Genomic DNA, 16,872 nt, shown 5'->3' on the forward strand with positions numbered 1-16,872 from the left:
AAATATTAGCAGGCATGGGAGTGAATGTCACTTGCGGATTGGGAGAAATCCGATTTTGGGATCAGGGAATGGTCGTCGCCTTCCAATTTCTTGCGTGGTTTTCAAAGATCAAGTAGTGGTTTTGGAAGTCCGGATAAATTGACCAGGCCACTCCACTCGTCATAGTCAAGGGCCAGACAATGATGCCAGAATTCACGGTCAAAGTCGATGATGCTGGCTTCGCGAACCGTTCCCATCGAGGTCAGGCGATGGATCAGTGACCGGGCCAGACTGTGTCCATCTGTGATGACAGACCGCCAGCGCTGTGCCGTCTGCTCAGTCGGATGCGTGTTCAGCCAGTTAGTGCAGGCGGTCTCCAGCCGCGATTGCCAGTCATCAGTGACAGAGCGAACATCGGAGACAGCCACTAAATCGGCATAGCGCTCGGCGATCAAGTCTGGTGGCGTTACCTTACCGGGTTTAAAGAGGATGCCAATCTCATGGTAGTCGGAAGTCATAAGCGAAAGGTCAAGCCCCAATGATTTGGCAGCAAATATGGCTCCCCGCTTGAGTGCCTCCGTGTCGAACGGCTGGCACTCAAGACCGAGACAGCCATCGTAGTAGTTGAAGCCTGACGTATACCCCACAAGTTTTTCTGAACGTTCGGGTACGGGGATTTCCACATAGATTGTACGGTCCACGAGCTGATACTCGCCGCAGTAGATGATTTCCGGCGTACTCAATGATTTGAGACGGTCAATGTTTGCCAGAACCTGCTGCCGCCCGCGTTCAAAGTCAATTGTGACTGTGGGGATGCGCGATTCGAGCAGCCTCACGACCTCCTGCACATCGAGCGAGGGACAGTTTTCCGAAGGGAAATAGAAGTCGGCTGTGAGTTGAAAGTCAGGGTCCGGCATCGTCTTAGCGGATCTTTACTGGAAAAATCTGTTGGGAACACATTCAAAGTATTGTTGTCAGATCGATTTTAGATCAGGAATCTCTGAGTGTAAAGTAGATTTCACAGTTGGGTAGCACCGAATGAAATTCGGTGTTGTCATAGACAACAGGAAACTGTCTGTGAAAGTCATTGGAAATTATCATCGTCAATGATTGTATTCCATTGGGGTTGGCAATGTTGCTCTGGAAGGTGAGTCGAACTGACATTTTCCTGCTCGCTGCGCTCGGCCCGAATTGCATTCGGGCCTACCCTTTATTTTTATGTTTGAAGAATTTTTGACTACAAGAGAACCATCGAACCTGTGCTGCGTCACTGAGATAGAAGTATGAATCAAAACCATCGGAAACTGAAGAGGTCGTTTCAAAATCGGAAGAGCATGAATTCGTCGAAACAACAGTGGTGCGACGCCGCGATTATGGTACATTGCAGAAGGAAGATGATGTGTGATTTATTATGAAAAGCTGGCAAACGCTTTCTGAAGGGGGATCCATATGGTTACAGCAATTGAGAATCACCAGTGAATCCGATCGTCTATCACATCGTCTCGGGGCAGGCTTTCTTTTCGGGGGTAGTGCTGATCATCCTCGCGGCCCTGTTGTCATTGCGTGAGAATCGCATGGCGCGGCGGGTGATGGTGCTTTCGGTCCTGTTGGGAATGATCTTGATCGCAGTCTCTTCGACTCCCCTGCCCTGGTGGTTTTATAGTATCGCTGGCGTGGTGACACTGGTCTGGGTGTGTTCCGGTTTCATGAAAAAATGGCGTCGGGGAGCCGCTTATGCAGTGATGGGTGTCTGGCTGGTCGCGCTAATGCTGGAAGTGCCTTATCACCTGACGCCGGGAGTGGAGCCTGATGCATCGCGCAGTCTGACGGTGATTGGGGATTCGGTGACGGCCGGTCTGGGAGATGAGGATACCGAAACGTGGCCGCGGATTCTGCAGCGGAAGCATGGCATTGCTGTGCAGGACCTTTCACATGTGGGTGATACGGTTGCCTCGGCACGGAAGCGAGTGGCGGCGACGGAGATCAAATCGCCGTTGGTACTGTTGGAAATTGGTGGCAATGATATTCTGGGATCGACGACGGCGGCCCAGTTTGAGACGAAGCTGGATGCACTGTTATCGGAACTGGCTGCGCCAAGCCGCCAGCTGGTGATGCTCGAACTGCCGCTGCCTCCGTTTTATCATGCTTATGGGCGTATTCAGCGTGACCTGGCGCGAAAGCATAACGTGGCGCTGGTGCCGAAACGGGTGTTTCTATCGATCATCGCTGGCGGGGATGCGACGCTGGATAGTATTCATCTTTCACAGGCGGGACATCTAGATATGACAGAGGTTGTCTGGGGGATCATCGGGTCGGCTTATTCGTCTGACTGATCTCAAAGTAATTCTCCATACTTTATTTCTCAAACGTCACCACCTGCCGGACGGCGGCGCCGGTGGCGAGGGCGTCGAAGGCGGCGTTGATTTCGTCGAGTTGGATGGTCCGTGAAAGGAGCTTGTCGACGGGGAGTAGACCTGCTTCATACATGGCGATGAATCGGGGCAGATCGCGTCGCGGAACGGCTGAGCCCATGTAGGAACCTTTGACGGTGCGTTCTTCTGCCACCAGACTGACGGCGGGGATCGAGAACATTTTGTTCGGATGCGGCAGACCGATGGTGATGGTGGTGCCACCTCGCTTGGTGGCGGCATAGGCCTGTTGCAAGACCAGTTCGTTGCCGACGCTTTCAAAGGCGTAATCGACGCCGTTCATGATGTCTTTGATCATGGTGACAGGGTCTTCTTCGCCGGCGTTGATCAGGTGCGTCGCACCGACACTCGCGGCAAGTTCGAGTTTGTCAGGCAGCAGATCGATGGCGAAAATGGTTTCGGCACCCGCGGCGCGGGCACCCATAATGGTACTTAAGCCGACGCCGCCAAGGCCGAAGACGGCGACGGTAGAACCAGGCTCGACTCTCGCGGTGTTGACGACTGCACCCACGCCGGTCATCACGGCGCAGCCAAACAGGGCGGCGGTGCTGAGGGGGAGTTGCGAATCGATCTTGATCAGCGATTCCTGGGCGACGACCGTGTGTTCGGCAAAGGCGGCAACGCCGAGGTGATGGTTGATTTCCTGACCGGACAGACTGCGAAAGGGACGACGGCCGGAGAGTAATGTGCCAGCGCTGTTGGCTTTCGCACCGGGTTCGCATAATGCGGGGCGACCTGTAGCGCAGGGGAGACAGTGACCACAGAGGGGGACGAAGGAGAAAACGACGTGGTCATCAAGTTTCAGATCGTGCACCCCGGGCCCGACTTCGCGGACGATGCCGCTGGCTTCGTGGCCCATGACCATCGGCATCACGCGGGGACGCGATCCATCGATGGTAGAGAGGTCGGAGTGACAGAGGCCGGCGCCCGCCATTTCGACGAGGACTTCCCCTGGGCCGGGATCGGCGAGGTTGACTTCTTCGACGACCAGCGGTTTTGACTCGGCATAGGGAGTCGTTTTTTCCATTTCGTAAAGAACGGCGGCTCTGGTTAACATGGGGAGTGTTCCTTAGGTCGTGATCTGGTTCCTGGAGACAGTGGCTTACCATCGTGACAGATTGTTCGCATTATGGCAAATCCAATATGTGAGCATTTGCCTGATATGAAAATTATGAATTCAAGGTGGAGTATGGAGAAATATGATCAAGGAGTAATCGGGTAGCACCGAATGAAATTCGGTGTTGTCGCAAGACAACGGAAAACTGACAGAGGACTTTTCCGAATTTGATACCAGTATCATTTTCAAGCCGAATGGCTCATTTTATCACGATACGTTAATCGAACTGTCCATTTCCTGCTCGCTGCGCTCGGCCCGAATTGCATTCGGGCTTACCCCTTCGTTCTTGTTTTATCGTTCTTTAAAGTACAAAGATGTTTCAATATCTTGCGTGAATTTGCTGCATATTTCGCGACCGCAAAAATATTACGGAATATGATTTCCCAAACCAGTTCATTTTGAGTCGTTCCCGATGTGTACCTATTTGATTGCTTGTGAACAGCACATGAAGTACCAGGGATACCCTTCTGATCTTCATCGATGTTGTCGTGAACGCCTTTGATAGCTCACGAACATGCGAGGTGAAGAGAGTGAACTTCAGCGAGTGGCGAATTTCAGTATACTCTATCATTGTTGAGTGAAACGGATGTCGGAAAACATAGAGCCAGCGATTTCTCATAGGGTGTTGTATTTTGATTCAATTGCGCTAACTGCTGAAAACCGAGGGCGATAAAACAAACCGGGAATTTGTGACTCGCGCGCCCGACGCAAGCTTCGCAAAGTTTATTTCGTTTCGGGATGCTGTCAAGCTGTTAATAAAGAAGTAAGTTCAGCGGGTGTGCACTGAGATTTGTTCTGTCGTTTGAGTTGGCGCTCGTTTTCATATCAGTATGCTGTTATACTCCTGCATCAAAATTGCTCACCGACCTTGAAGGAAAGCTGAGAAACTTATGGCCAGTGTGGAACCGACCAATTCTTTTGTACGTTATCGCGTCATTTTTGCCTGCATGTTGATGGCGGTTTTGTTGTATCTGGACCGATTCTGCATTTCCTTCGCAGAGGTCTTCATCAAGGATGAGCTGGGATTAAGCGACCAGCAGATTGGCATTCTCCTCGGTTCGTTTTTTGTTTCCTATGCGCTATGCCAGGTGCCTTCCGGTTGGTTTAGTGACCGCTTTGGTGCGCGGAAAATGTTGACGTTCTATATTCTCATGTGGTCGCTGTTCACAGCTTTGACGGGATTTGCGACCGGTTTTATCATGCTGCTGATTTTTCGTCTGGGGTTTGGACTGAGCCAGGCAGGCGCCTATCCCACGAGTGCCAATATCGTCAGTAAGTGGATGCCATTAACGGAACGCGGGTTCGCCAGCAGTATGGTCACTGTCGGGGGACGGATTGGTGGTGCTTTGGCTCCGGTGTTGACTGCATTACTGATTATCTCATTCGTGCCGATGTCGGAATCCTCGGATCTCAAATCCGGGGATATTATGAATCCACACAACCTGGCAGAGACATTTATCAATCGGTTAGACGAGAAACAAGTTTTTGAAACGAAGATCTATTCACAGCTTACATCGGGAGATAGAGAATATCTGAAAGCAGCAGCTGCTGATCCGGAGATTGAGCCAGGCACGGCGGTGGAAGGCGACTTTGTTACGAATTTGAATTCTATTTTGCTGGAAAAGACGCTGTATGATCCGGCAGACTTCGAAGGGTTAACACTCAATCAGCAGGCCGAACAGCTGTTGAATGTGAGCCCTGCTGAAATGAATGTTGAGCAGAAATCCCGGTTGAATCGATTGTTATTTGAAGCACGCTATTCTTCCGATGTACGAAAAGTGCAGGGAAAAGGCTGGCGGAAAATGATGATTTCCTATGGAATGGTAGGAATCCTGATTGCGGCGATTTTCTGGTGGATCATTCGCGATTATCCCCGCGCCCATCCGTCCTGCTCCCAACAGGAACTGGAACTGATTGAACATGGTCGTCTGGATGAGGACAAAGATCACTCAAAACAGATCGGCGGGATTCCTTTCAAGGCGATTACAAGGAACAAGAGTCTCTGGCTGCTTTCTTTGTCACAATTCTGCACGAATGTGGGCTGGCTGTTTCTGGTAACCTGGTTGCCGCGATTCCTGGATGAGACGTATCAGGTTCCTTTGGAAGAGCGAGGAAAGATGGTGACGATTGCGCTGGCGGTTGGTTGGCTTGGAACTTTGTCTGGTGGTAAAGTGACGGACTGGTTGATGAAACGCATCAGTCTGCGCTGGAGCCGTGTGCTGCCGATTGCGATCTCGCGATTTACGGCGATGGCCGCGTATCTGGTGTGTATGCTGGATGTCTCTCCCTGGGTCGCAGTGGTTATGTTTTCGATCGTTGCGTTTTCCACCGATTTTGGTTCGCCTGCCATGTGGGCGTTTAACCAGGATATCGCTGGCAAGCACGTAGGCTCGGTTTTAGGCTGGGGAAATATGTGGGGGAATCTGGGGGCGGCTGTGGCGCCTTCATTGATGATCGCGGTGATAGGCGTGGAACATCACTGGAACATGGCGTTTATTACGTGTGCGATTGCGTTCTTTATTGCCGGGGTGGCATCGCTGGGTGTGGATCCGTCTCAGACTCTAGTTGTGGAAACGGATGCGGGGGGAGAATTGGAGACTGCATCGTCATAGACTGGGAGAAAGGAGAAGAAAAGCGTTCTCTTCTTTGAACGCTTGCTCTGCCATTTCCTGTTGTCTGGCGACAACCCCGAATTGCATTCGGGGCCACCCTTGTTAGTTAGAAACCTGTCGGGAAGGAGACGCTTAATTACTTTTGGCGCGGGCGTCCAGTTCGGCGAGTTTGAGTCGTATGCTTAAGATATAAGGGGCTTTGCCTTTTTTCCAGTGGCCGTAGGTTGTCAGGATGTAGGTGCCATCGGGGAGGACTTCGACGCCGGGGTAAGCGCAGTCGGCGCCTTTGGTGTTGTCTTTCAGTCGCACATGGTACTGCCCTTCTTTGCCGTTCACGAGATCATCATAAGTGCCAACCCAGGCAACCCAGTCGCCTTCGGTGGGCGCGGTGTGACCTTTGGGGGTTTTACTGCGGAAGGAGATCAGCAGTCGACCGCTGAGGGGATCATATTTGCCGGTATGGCGATCGCCGTTCAGGGAGCCAGGAAGATCGCGAGGGGCGGTCCAGGTTTTCCCTTCATCATTGGAGAAGATGATTTGTGAGTTGTGACGGCGGCTGTTTTCACGCAGGAGGACGGCTAACTGTTTGCCGTTGGGAGAGCGAATGATGCCGGGTTCGCAGATGTGGTCGTCGGATGATTTGTGAATGGTCTGGGGGTCGGACCAGGTTAAACCGCCATCTTTAGAGAGTGATTTAAAGAGAGTGAAGGCGATCGGAGATTCCTGTTTCGAACCTTTTGAGATAAAGCGGCCATCGTCATGAAACAGCGCCAGGTAATGACCTTTACCGGTTTTGAGGGGTTCGACACAACCCATGACGACGATACCGCCCCAGTCGCCGACCTGCTTGAGTTCGCTCCAGGTCTGACCGTCATCTTCGGTGACTGCCATGCGAGTGGGATAAAGGCCGGAGAACATGATGATTCGTTTTATGCCATTCGCATCAACGACGCGATGCAGCGTCGGAACTTCGCGGGAGGTCGCCCAGGATGCGGGAGTTGGCAGACGATCACTCCAGGTTTTACCGGCGTCGTTGGAGCGTTTGTAGACGATGCCCCCTTTACCATGCCCTTTGGGATAAACGCAGAGCATGGTTTTATTGTCTTCCAGCAGAACAGTCGTGGGATGCCCCAGGTATTGTCCGTCTTTCCGATCGACGATGATTTGCCGATCCGTTTCATCGTTGAGGTCAACGTAGGGAATTGTGAAACCGGGTTGTTGTGGTTCTGCAGCGAAAGCAGTGTTGATCAGGAAGTTGAATGCCGCGGCGAGGAGTAAGATTCGAGTCGTCGCAGCGGGGGCTTTCAGTAACATGTGATGTCCTTCATTTCCGGAATGTTCGAACTCGGGGGCAATGTTGCTTTCACAGGAGATGCCATTTTGATGGACTCTCGCCGTCTCTCAGCCTAGCGAGGAATGAAATCCGCTGCAACGATTTCTGTTGAACAAGGCTGAAAAAGTGAATCGTGAATAACGGGACAAAGAGGAAACGGAAAAGAGCGATGAGAGCTTTTTGAATTTGCGAGGGTGTAATGCATGAAAAAGGGAGTCTCAATTCGGAGCAGAATTGCGGAAATCGACGGATTTGGAAGCCTTTTTTAAATATTATATTGTTATTCCCGGTTTTACCCGATAGGATATAAAGCATACTTGATGTATCTGTTTGTGAAACAACGAGATACAGAATAGTGACCTCAGCCGGCGCGGCTTTTTCCCACCTGACTTTTATCATCGTAGACATGATTATGAAAACTTTGCAAAAAGTGACCGCTGTCATCGTAATCACAGGCCTGTTTGGTTTGTTCCTTCCGGGAGTTTCCGCGAAGGAACCGCAGCCGGATCAGGAAGGGCTCGATTTCTTTGAAAAGAAAATTCGTCCGGTTCTGATTCAGCATTGCTACGAATGTCATTCCGCCGACTCCAAAAATCTGAAAGGGAGTCTGCTACTCGATACGAAACAGGGAACACTCCAAGGGGGTGATTCGGGAACATCGCTCGTACCAGGGAAACCTGCAGAGAGCCTGCTGCTGGAAACAATGCGTTATGGTGAGGACAGTTATCAGATGCCTCCCAAGGGGAAGCTACCTGATGACGTGATTGCGGATTTTGAAAAATGGATCACGATGGGTGCTTCTGACCCGCGAAACGAAACGGGTAAAAAAGCGGTCAAAGCAGAAATCGATTTTGATAAGGCACGCGAGTTCTGGTCGTTCCAGTTGCCGAAGCCTCATCCGGCTCCCAAGGTCAAACAGCAGAACTGGCCTGTAAACAAGATCGATTCTTTTATCCTCGCGGCTCAGGAAGCGAAAGGGTTTTCCCCTGCTCCGGCTGCGAACAAGCAAACCCTCGTTCGCCGTGCTTATTTTGATTTAATCGGACTACCTCCAACGCCGCAGGAAGTGGAACAGTTTGTGAAAGATGGTTCCCCGGACGCGTATTCTCGTTTGATTGATCGGTTGCTGGAGTCGCCGCATTATGGCGAACGCTGGGGACGTCACTGGCTGGATGTAGCACGGTATGCAGAAGATAACACGAATATGGGTCCACACAACGGGCCGTATCCACACGCGTATCGCTATCGTGACTGGGTGATTCAGGCATTGAATAACGATCTGCCTTACGATGAATTTATCATTCGCCAGTTGGCGACGGACTTCCTGCCGGAGACAGGGCCGGAAGACTACCCTGCCCTTGGATTTATGGGACTCGGGCCTTCGTATCATAAAGAAGTCGCGTTGTCCCAAGTCACGCTGGAAAACCGATATGCTGATGACTGGGAAGACCGCGTGGACAGTTTGTGCCGTGGTTTACTGGGGCTGACAATGGCGTGTGCCCGCTGTCATGATCATAAGTATGACCCGCTGACGGTCAAAGATTACTATGGCATCGCGGGTGTATTCGCATCGGTCAGACAGACGACGCGGCCCATTATCTCGGATGAAGAAGTCGCTAAAACACAACCTGCCCGCGACAAGGTTGACGCGTTAACCAAAAGCAATACGGGTCTGACTGCCAAAGTAAAAGCGTTAAACAAACGCAACGTGGTCCTGAAACAAGAGATTAAAAAAGCGGGGAAAACCGAATTTGTGTTGATCGCGCCGCGTCCCGATTTAAAAAAACAGAAGACGGTCAAGTTTCCGATTCCGCCGGAAGAATTGAAACAGAACACAGCATTGATCGCTGCACACAATAAGACGGTTAAAGCCAACAAAGCGAAAGCTGCAGAAATCAAGAAGGCGACTCCCGGATTTGATCTGCCTCTGGCGAATGCGCTGACGGAAGAACAAGTGCGGGTGGAAGAGATCACCGAAGACAAGATGAAGATTGTCTATTATCCGAACAAGCCGCGGGATTTGAACGTGTTTATTCGCGGAAATGCCGGGAATCTGGGGGAAGTGGTTCCACGCAGGTTTGTGCAAGTACTCGCTGGTGACAAAGTCGCGCCTTTCAAGGACGGCAGTGGCCGACTGGAGCTGGCACGCAGTATTGCCAGCCGCGATAATCCGTTGACGGCGCGGGTGATGGTGAATCGAGTCTGGCAGCATCATTTCGGTGAAGGACTGGTTGATACGCCGAGTAACTATGGGAAAACCGGTGCCTTGCCGAGCCATCCTGAACTGCTGGATGATCTGGCGATTTGGTTTATGGACCAGGGGTGGTCACTCAAGAAATTGCATCGTCTGATTATGCTGTCGGCGACGTATCAACAGTCATCGAAGGTCGTTTTAACTGACGCACAGAAGAAACAGGACCCGAATAATCGCCTGTTGACCTATTTCAATCGCCGACGTCTGGAAGCAGAAGTCTATCGCGATGCTTTGTTAGCCGCGGGGAATAATCTGGATGCGACTCAGGCGGGGCCTTCGGGCAGTATTGATGATCCGACGTTTCATCGTCGTGGAATTTACGCCACTGTTTCGCGTCATAAATTGAGTACGTTCCTGCAGTCGTATGATTTTCCAGACCCTGCGCTTCATGCGGCCCGTCGTTCGAAAACAACGACGCCGTTACAGCAGTTGTTTGTGTTGAACTCTCCGTTTGTGAGACAGCAGGCACAGCAGTTAGCGAAACGTTTTGAGGGTGAATCATCGGAACAACGGATAGACGAAGTTTATCAACTATTGTTTTCCCGCGAACCCACACAAAAGGAAACGCAAATTGGTTTGCAGTTTATCGAACGAGCTGGTTTGACTGATGAACCCAGGCCTGCGGTAGATCAAATTCCAACATTTGCCGGCAAGCGGATGAAAGCCGATGTGAAGAAGTTGGGTGATGCCTATACGGTTGAGATCTGGGTGAAAAATCAGATTCCGAATAACCAACGCATTATCACGGGGTATTTTTTCTCACGCGGAAAAGACTCCGCCGCGAAGGCAGCAGGCGACCATTTGGGGATTGCCGGCAAGTATCGACCGAACAAAGCGGGCCGTCTGTTTTTCTATAATGGCGATTCTCAGCGTCAGTCACTGTTTGGTGAAACTGTGATTCAGCCGGGGACGTGGAATCATGTGGTCTTTATTCGTAATCAGCAGCAGATTAAGGTTTATCTGAATGGCAACTCGAAACCAGAAATTACAGGTGAAGCGAAGCCGGGATATGAGTCGGGTGTTTCTGAAGTGATCATCGCCGGCCGAAACGATAATTTTTCGAATTTCCAGGGCCAGTTGGGTGCTGTGGCTCTATTTAACCGGGTGCTGAGTCCGAATGAAGTTCAGAAGCATTTTCAGTCTGCAAAACTGGAAAAAGATCAATTATCGCATGCAGAATATGTTGCGTCCATTTTAGAGTCAGACCCCCTGTCCTGCTGGCCTTTACGGACGGACAATCCGTATCTCGCGCAAGCGGCTGATATCACGGATAATAAAAATGATGGTGTTTATGAAGGCCGACAAGCGACCGACCCGAAGCAGTTGACTCCCTGGCAGCGCTATTGTCAGGCTTTGTTGTGCAGTAATGAAATGATGTTTGTTGATTGAATAAGTTGATGAACCCGATTTTCATTTTCCATTGATAAAGAGACTCAGGAAATGATCAATTCAAATTCGCAGAATCTATTCACCCGACGAAAAATGCTCCAGAGTGTCGGGGGCGGTTTCGGGATGATGAGTCTGGCCGGGATGCTGGCTGCCTCGGATGCGGCTACGAAAAAAGTTCCCCAGCAGATTCCGCATTTTGCTCCCAAAGCCAAACGTGTGATTTTCCTGTTTATGAGCGGTGGCCCTTCGCAGGTTGATACGTTTGACCCGAAGCCTGCGTTGAAAAAATATGCAGGTCAACGTCCCAAGTCGGCTAACATCAGAACGGCTTCGAAAACGATGGGGCTGCTGCCTTCGCCGGTGAAATTTATCAATTCCGGGAAGTCAGGGATTCCAGTCTCCGAGCATTTTAGCCATCTTTCGAAACATGTCGACGATATGGCGATCATTCGTTCGATGCACACCGACTTTCCGAATCATGCTCCTGCTTTGTGCATGATGAACCTGGGAACGTTGACGCCGACGCGGCCCAGCATGGGTTCCTGGTTGACGTATGGGTTGGGGACAGAGAATCAGAATCTGCCTGGGTTTCTTGCATTGTGTCCGGGGAAACCGGTGGTGGGACCGAAATTATGGGGGAGCGCGTTTCTGCCCGGTAAGCATCAGGCGACTCACATCAACAATAAAGATCTGACTCCCGAGCAGATGATCCCCTACCTGAAGAATGAAGTGTTGTCGTCCAGCGAACAAAAGAAACAGCTGGATCTGGTGCAGGCGATAAATCAACAGCACCTGGTTTCGCGAGCCGGGGATAATGAGTTGGAGACTCGAATCAAGTCGATGGAGTTGGCTTACCGGATGCAGTTCGCGGCGACGGATGCGTTTGATATTTCACGTGAGCCTGAGAAACTGCAGGAAGCGTATGGCAAGAGCGAGTTTTCCAAGGCCTGTCTATTGGCCCGTCGTTTGAGCGAACGTGGCGTGCGCTTCGTGCAGGTGTATTACGGCAACCGGCAGCCCTGGGATACGCACAGCAATCATGACAAGAGCAACGAGCGTTTGTGTAAAGACATCGATCAGCCGATTGCGCAATTGATGACGGACTTGAAGCAACGCGGGTTACTGGATGAGACGTTGATTGTTTGGGGGGGCGAATTCGGTAGAACGCCGACAGCGCAAGGCGGGATCAATGGTCGCGACCATAATCCGTTTGGGTTCTGCATGTGGCTGGCGGGAGGCGGCATCAAAGGAGGCACGATTCACGGTGCCTCGGATGAATTCGGGTTCCGTGCAATGCAGGATAAAGTTCACGTGCATGACTTACATGCCACTATTTTGCATCTGATGGGGATCAATCATGAACGATTGACCTATCATTATTCGGGTCGGGATTTCCGATTGACCGATGTCGCGGGCGAAGTTGTACAAAATATCATTTCCTGACGATTCAAATCAGTCGGCATCGATGTGTCAGACTTCTTTTTCTGGAAGTTTCAGAACGTCCGCTTTTATCTCCTCGGCTAATCATATATAATATACACGCTGTGTTAGTCTGTTTATTATAAGCCTTTAGAAGGCGGCTCGAGGAAAAATTATGTCGACGACCAATCTACCCGGATCATTCTCAATGGTTCCCCGCGGTAATATTCGCGAGGTCGTGGTACAGAGGATTTTGGCTGCCGTCATCCGGGGCGAATTTCCGATTGGTCATCGGATGGTGATTCAAAATCTGGCCGAGCAATTCGGGGTGAGTGCGACTCCGGTTCGGGAAGCGCTTGTGGAACTGGCTTCGATTGGGATAGTTGAGAATCTGCCGAATCGTGGCGCCGTGATGCGAGAGTTTGGTGTCACACAAATTCGTGAAATCTATCAGTTGCGTCGCCTGTTGGAAGTGGAAGCGGTGCGTACAGCTTGCGGAAAAATTGAGCCTCATCGGTTGACTGATCTGTCGAATGAATTTGCCGCTATCGCAAAAGAAGCTCGCGATCAAAACTGGTCTCAGAAGGCGATGTCGCTCGATATCAGATTGCACAGCCTGATTGCGGCGCATTGCGGTAGCCTTCGTCTGCAAGATGAACTGCGGCGGTATAACACGCTGATTCAGGCGATCCGTGAAGTAGTTGATAATGAAAGTCAGGCTCAGGAAATTGCACTTTCGGATCATGCAGCGATCATTAAAGCATTACAGAAAAATGAGTGCGACAGAGCCGCTCTGGAAATGGAACAGCATATTCGGAACACGGCGAATCTGGTTGAAGAACTGATGCAGGACCGTTTACAGAACAAGTGAAATCGAGTTTGCAGACTCTTATTTCAGGTCAAATTGGAACTGGTTTTCCTGATCGGCGACGACGGTCGCTTCCAGTTTAGAGGCTGTCACATCAGAGTACTGTCGCGGTAGCAGTTGCTGAAGTTCTGGTGGTGTTTGTGCCTGTGTGAGGACTCCGCCGCCCGAAACGATTTGATTTGCTGCTGTTACTTTGGCCTGATATTCGGCTGCGGTCATTTTTCCCGGTGGGACCATTTTCAACAGTGTGACTTTGTATGTTCCAGGAATCACACCTTTTCTTTCCGTGCGCGCACCAAAATAAGATTTGAGTTCGAACTGCCCGCTTTCATCCGTGATGGCATTAATGGTTGCGTTTGCAGCGGGTTTCGCAGTAGGTTTTACAGCGGTGTTTGAAAAAACAATTGAAGCCCCTTTGAGTGGTTCTCCTTTGTAGGTGACAGTTCCTGATACGGAAGCCGTGTCGGGAATATCGGGAGTATCGGATGAGCAACCAACTACTATGCTCAATACGGTCAGGGAAAGGAAAATTTGCAGTCGGGGACAGGTTTGCGTGAAAAGCATGATCATCTCTCACTGGATCTAATGATGTATGTAGTTAAGATCATCGAATAATGGAGGTCAGTATCAAAACTCGCCGATGGTTTCAGTTCCCTGCTTTGTGCCGAGTGCTCCCCAGACACCATAATTACTGGGGCCCGAAGTCGCAGGTGCTGCTGCCAGATTTCCAGTATCGATATTTTCGCTGATGAAACGTACCGCACCGTCGCCCATCAGTATATGCGCGCCGCCTTCATGGTAGCTGCTGGAGCTGGAAAGTGCCCAGCTGTCGCCGTGAGTATTAGACATACAGGAAGGACTGTTAGGGGGTAGAACTGCACAGAACCCGGCAAAATGAGGTTGTCCATGTTGCCACATGCCACCCATGTGTCTGTCTTTCTGAACGCTTTGTCCGGCGTTGTAGAGGCCACCACTGGCTGTGGCAAAGCAGGTGTTGGGGGCAGTCAGTACGGAGCTGACTCCATTGGCGGCTAATCCGCGAACATCTTGAGCATTACCTGAATAGATACCCCGCTCTGCCAGCATGATGGTATTGCTGCTGCCGTCAAGAATATCGCGCATCCGGGTCTTGGACTGGAATCCAAACATGCCACGTGTATTTCGGACGCCCCAGTTATTGATCGTATCTCCCATACAGAAGACATAACTCTGGGGAACGGTCCACCCAAAGTTGCGATAGTCGGCAGGGTTGGGGTTCGACGGGCAAAGAATTAAAGAGAGCTTGGCTTTCCAGGGTGCATAGCCACTATCGTCTCGAGAAGAACCAAATGCGGGATAACTTCCCAGCGGAGAGGAAATTTGATTAAACAACGGCGCCTGATCGATGTAAGGCAAGAGCCCAATAAATCCACTGACGCGACTTTCGTTTCCGCTACCAAATGTACCTGTTCCACATCCATCAGTGATGGGGGATCCGCCAAAACAGCGACCGTTGGCAGTTCCTCCCATCATGTGGACAAAAACGCCAAAGGTATCGTGGTAGTTGTGTAACGCTAAGCCTAACTGCTTCAGGTTGTTTTTACAGGTAGACCGGCGTGCTGCTTCTCGTGCCTGTTGGACGGCGGGGAGCAGTAAGGCAATTAAAATCGCGATAATTGCTATCACGACCAATAATTCAATGAGGGTAAAACCGATTCTTTTTTGAGACTTGGATAACCACATTTTGTTGTCCTCAACGCGCATGAGATTGGAAAATAGCTATAAAAACGTCGACGTGAATATTAGATCTAATATATTGTATATTATATAAGATATATAAAACATGTTCAGGTCAATAGAGATTGGTGAAATCTATGAAGATTTTGAGGAATCAAAGTGCGGTAAACTGCCTAAAGTCCGAATTGTTTTGGCTGTTTTCGATCCCCTTCGACTGACTCAGTTCATTTTTTTTGCAGATGAAGATGGGAGAGTCAATTATGAGATTATTTGATCTGGTGGTTGGAACTTCCGATGCTTTTTTTGTGATTCAAAAAAATTCAGATCTCAAGCGAACTTTTATTCAGCAAGTCCGTCTTAGTAATAAGTTGAAGCAATGCAAGCCACTCATGAATCATGAGTGGGTTCTCTTTTTCGTAGTACAGGCTTTACAGTGATATTGATCGACGTGGCGTACAGATTTAGTTTGAGTAATGACGATCTTTCGTTCTCCCGAGGAACAGAGGAAAGTCATCCGCTCCGTTTGTAGCATCTGGTCGTGAGAAATCTGATTGTTTATCTGGCCTGATGTTTTCGCAGCATCAGGCTTTTTTATTAGGGATCGGTAGCTGAGATGGTATAGCGGCGATCTGAAGAATCGCAGACGAGGATTCGAGCACCTCCCGATCCACTTACATCGCAAAATTCATTTTGCCCCGTTGGTCTAATGGCAAGGATACCGGCCTCTCATGCCGGAGACGCTGGGTTCAATTCCCGCACGGGGTACTAGATTCGTATTGAATCAAACTGATAAGGAAGTCATCCGGCTGGATGAGGGCCCTGTCTTGAAAACAGGTGGTGCTGCAAAGTACTTGTGGGTTCAAGTCCCACGGCTTCCGCTTTGAATTCTGTGATATGACAGTATTCGGGCTCAAATTGAGAATATTTGTTTTACGGAAGGTAGCCGGATACGGTTCGCCGGACCGCACTGCTAATGCGTGTACCTAGCTGGGTTTGTGGGTTCGAATCCCATGCCTTCCGCTTTATGTGTGAATTCGATATGGTGTTTGTAGTGTAAAGGTTAGCACGTAACACTGTGACTGTTAAGGAGGCGGGTTCAATTCCCCTCGAACACCCTTGTTTTTAGAATTACAGGATTGGTGGAATCATGGTGGCATCAACGCTGCAGCGGCCAACGCTAATACTCAATCGGAACTGGCAACCGGTGGGTGTGACGACGGTGGCTCGTGCCGTTGTTAAAATCTGGAATGAATCGGCATTGATCGTTGACCCTGCCGACTATCAGACCTATTCCTGGTCTGATTGGGCGGAGCTGCAGCCGGAAGACGATGAATTATCGATCCAGAGCAGTCATTCCCGCTTTCGAGTACCGGAAGTGATCACACTGTTAAAGTACGATCGGGTGCCTCGCAATGTGGTGACATTCAGCCGACGAAACGTGTTTAAACGTGACCGGTTTACCTGTCAGTATTGTGGTTGCCAGCCCGGTAGTGAAGAACTGACGATCGACCATGTTCTGCCGCGTTCCCAGGGGGGCGAAACGTCTTGGGAAAATTGTGTGCTGGCATGTGTTAAATGTAATTCGCGTAAAGCGGCTCACACGCCTCGTCAGGCAAGGATGAAGCTGTTGAAAGAACCAGTGCGTCCCAAGTGGAAGCCATTTTATGCGATGCAAAGCATGCGAATTGACAGCTGGTCCCGGTTCATCAGTGAAACATACTGGAATGTAGAACTGGAATCATAAAGCGAACAAGTG

Annotated in this window: 11 protein-coding genes and 5 tRNA genes; 11 read left to right on the top strand and 5 right to left on the bottom strand. The window is 50.4% G+C overall.

Annotated features, from left to right (window positions below):
* Positions 1 to 101: 101 nt before the first annotated feature.
* Positions 102 to 896, bottom strand: coding sequence for a hypothetical protein (locus AAC022_RS03260; RefSeq protein ID WP_339727920.1), 795 nt, complete (start codon positions 894 to 896; stop codon positions 102 to 104).
* 558 nt (positions 897 to 1,454) lie between these two features.
* Between AAC022_RS03260 and AAC022_RS03265 the strand changes: the two genes are divergently transcribed.
* The gene (locus AAC022_RS03265; RefSeq protein ID WP_339727923.1) at positions 1,455 to 2,312 is read left to right on the top strand and encodes a GDSL-type esterase/lipase family protein; all 858 of its coding nucleotides are present in this window, start codon (positions 1,455 to 1,457) and stop codon (positions 2,310 to 2,312) included.
* Positions 2,313 to 2,334: 22 nt separating this feature from the next.
* On the opposite strand, the gene AAC022_RS03270 is transcribed toward AAC022_RS03265, so the two are convergent.
* Positions 2,335 to 3,465 carry a zinc-dependent alcohol dehydrogenase family protein gene (locus AAC022_RS03270; RefSeq protein WP_339727926.1) on the bottom strand — a complete coding sequence of 377 codons (1,131 nt, stop codon included), beginning with the start codon at positions 3,463 to 3,465 and terminating at the stop codon, positions 2,335 to 2,337.
* 950 nt (positions 3,466 to 4,415) lie between these two features.
* On the opposite strand from AAC022_RS03270, the gene AAC022_RS03275 reads away from it, so the two are divergent.
* Positions 4,416 to 6,137, top strand: a complete 1,722-nt coding sequence (locus tag AAC022_RS03275; protein WP_339727928.1) for an MFS transporter — start codon at positions 4,416 to 4,418, stop codon at positions 6,135 to 6,137.
* A 132-nt stretch (positions 6,138 to 6,269) separates the two neighbouring features.
* Here the strand turns inward: AAC022_RS03275 and AAC022_RS03280 are convergent, their stop codons facing one another.
* The gene (locus AAC022_RS03280; protein ID WP_339727929.1) at positions 6,270 to 7,451 is read right to left on the bottom strand and encodes a sialidase family protein; all 1,182 of its coding nucleotides are present in this window, start codon (positions 7,449 to 7,451) and stop codon (positions 6,270 to 6,272) included.
* 431 nt (positions 7,452 to 7,882) lie between these two features.
* Here AAC022_RS03280 and AAC022_RS03285 point away from each other — a divergent pair, with 431 nt between their 5' ends.
* The 3 genes from AAC022_RS03285 (at position 7,883) to AAC022_RS03295 (ending at position 13,403) form a co-directional block, all read left to right on the top strand.
* Positions 7,883 to 11,113 carry a DUF1553 domain-containing protein gene (locus AAC022_RS03285; RefSeq protein WP_339727930.1) on the top strand — a complete coding sequence of 1,077 codons (3,231 nt, stop codon included), beginning with the start codon at positions 7,883 to 7,885 and terminating at the stop codon, positions 11,111 to 11,113.
* Positions 11,114 to 11,164: 51 nt separating this feature from the next.
* A complete protein-coding gene (locus AAC022_RS03290) occupies positions 11,165 to 12,556 on the top strand; it encodes a DUF1501 domain-containing protein (RefSeq protein WP_339727931.1) in 1,392 nt (463 codons plus the stop codon).
* 151 nt (positions 12,557 to 12,707) lie between these two features.
* Positions 12,708 to 13,403 carry a GntR family transcriptional regulator gene (locus AAC022_RS03295; protein ID WP_339727933.1) on the top strand — a complete coding sequence of 232 codons (696 nt, stop codon included), beginning with the start codon at positions 12,708 to 12,710 and terminating at the stop codon, positions 13,401 to 13,403.
* 18 nt (positions 13,404 to 13,421) lie between these two features.
* Here the strand turns inward: AAC022_RS03295 and AAC022_RS03300 are convergent, their stop codons facing one another.
* Both AAC022_RS03300 and AAC022_RS03305 read right to left on the bottom strand, forming a co-directional pair.
* Positions 13,422 to 13,964, bottom strand: a complete 543-nt coding sequence (locus AAC022_RS03300) for a carboxypeptidase-like regulatory domain-containing protein (RefSeq protein WP_339727936.1) — start codon at positions 13,962 to 13,964, stop codon at positions 13,422 to 13,424.
* Between the two features lie 63 nt (positions 13,965 to 14,027).
* The gene (locus AAC022_RS03305; protein ID WP_339727938.1) at positions 14,028 to 15,122 is read right to left on the bottom strand and encodes a DUF1559 domain-containing protein; all 1,095 of its coding nucleotides are present in this window, start codon (positions 15,120 to 15,122) and stop codon (positions 14,028 to 14,030) included.
* A gap of 592 nt (positions 15,123 to 15,714) precedes the next feature.
* Here AAC022_RS03305 and AAC022_RS03310 point away from each other — a divergent pair.
* The 6 genes from AAC022_RS03310 to AAC022_RS03335 all read left to right on the top strand — a co-directional run bounded on the left by AAC022_RS03310 (position 15,715) and on the right by AAC022_RS03335 (position 16,860).
* Positions 15,715 to 15,786, top strand: a tRNA-Phe gene (locus AAC022_RS03310).
* 22 nt (positions 15,787 to 15,808) lie between these two features.
* Positions 15,809 to 15,881 (top strand) — tRNA-Glu (locus tag AAC022_RS03315).
* 28 nt (positions 15,882 to 15,909) lie between these two features.
* Positions 15,910 to 15,994 (top strand) — tRNA-Ser (locus AAC022_RS03320).
* A 56-nt stretch (positions 15,995 to 16,050) separates the two neighbouring features.
* Positions 16,051 to 16,136 (top strand) — tRNA-Ser (locus tag AAC022_RS03325).
* A 22-nt stretch (positions 16,137 to 16,158) separates the two neighbouring features.
* A tRNA-His gene (locus tag AAC022_RS03330) sits at positions 16,159 to 16,231 on the top strand.
* 32 nt (positions 16,232 to 16,263) lie between these two features.
* Positions 16,264 to 16,860, top strand: coding sequence for an HNH endonuclease (locus tag AAC022_RS03335; protein ID WP_339727940.1), 597 nt, complete (start codon positions 16,264 to 16,266; stop codon positions 16,858 to 16,860).
* The last annotated feature ends 12 nt before the right edge of the window (positions 16,861 to 16,872 follow it).

The organism is uncultured Gimesia sp. (assembly GCF_963976445.1).
GTDB lineage: Bacteria > Planctomycetota > Planctomycetia > Planctomycetales > Planctomycetaceae > Gimesia.

Bases quoted from the DNA above. Each gene is read 5' to 3' on its own strand.
- AAC022_RS03260 (WP_339727920.1), bottom strand. From the start codon at position 896: ATGCCGGACCCTGACTTTCAACTCACAGCCGACTTCTATTTCCCTTCG.
- AAC022_RS03270 (WP_339727926.1), bottom strand. From the start codon at position 3,465: ATGTTAACCAGAGCCGCCGTTCTTTACGAAATGGAAAAAACGACTCCC.
- AAC022_RS03275 (WP_339727928.1), top strand. From the start codon at position 4,416: ATGGCCAGTGTGGAACCGACCAATTCTTTTGTACGTTATCGCGTCATT.
- AAC022_RS03280 (WP_339727929.1), bottom strand. From the start codon at position 7,451: ATGTTACTGAAAGCCCCCGCTGCGACGACTCGAATCTTACTCCTCGCC.
- AAC022_RS03285 (WP_339727930.1), top strand. From the start codon at position 7,883: ATGAAAACTTTGCAAAAAGTGACCGCTGTCATCGTAATCACAGGCCTG.
- AAC022_RS03290 (WP_339727931.1), top strand. From the start codon at position 11,165: ATGATCAATTCAAATTCGCAGAATCTATTCACCCGACGAAAAATGCTC.
- AAC022_RS03295 (WP_339727933.1), top strand. From the start codon at position 12,708: ATGTCGACGACCAATCTACCCGGATCATTCTCAATGGTTCCCCGCGGT.
- AAC022_RS03300 (WP_339727936.1), bottom strand. From the start codon at position 13,964: ATGCTTTTCACGCAAACCTGTCCCCGACTGCAAATTTTCCTTTCCCTG.
- AAC022_RS03305 (WP_339727938.1), bottom strand. From the start codon at position 15,122: ATGTGGTTATCCAAGTCTCAAAAAAGAATCGGTTTTACCCTCATTGAA.
- AAC022_RS03335 (WP_339727940.1), top strand. From the start codon at position 16,264: ATGGTGGCATCAACGCTGCAGCGGCCAACGCTAATACTCAATCGGAAC.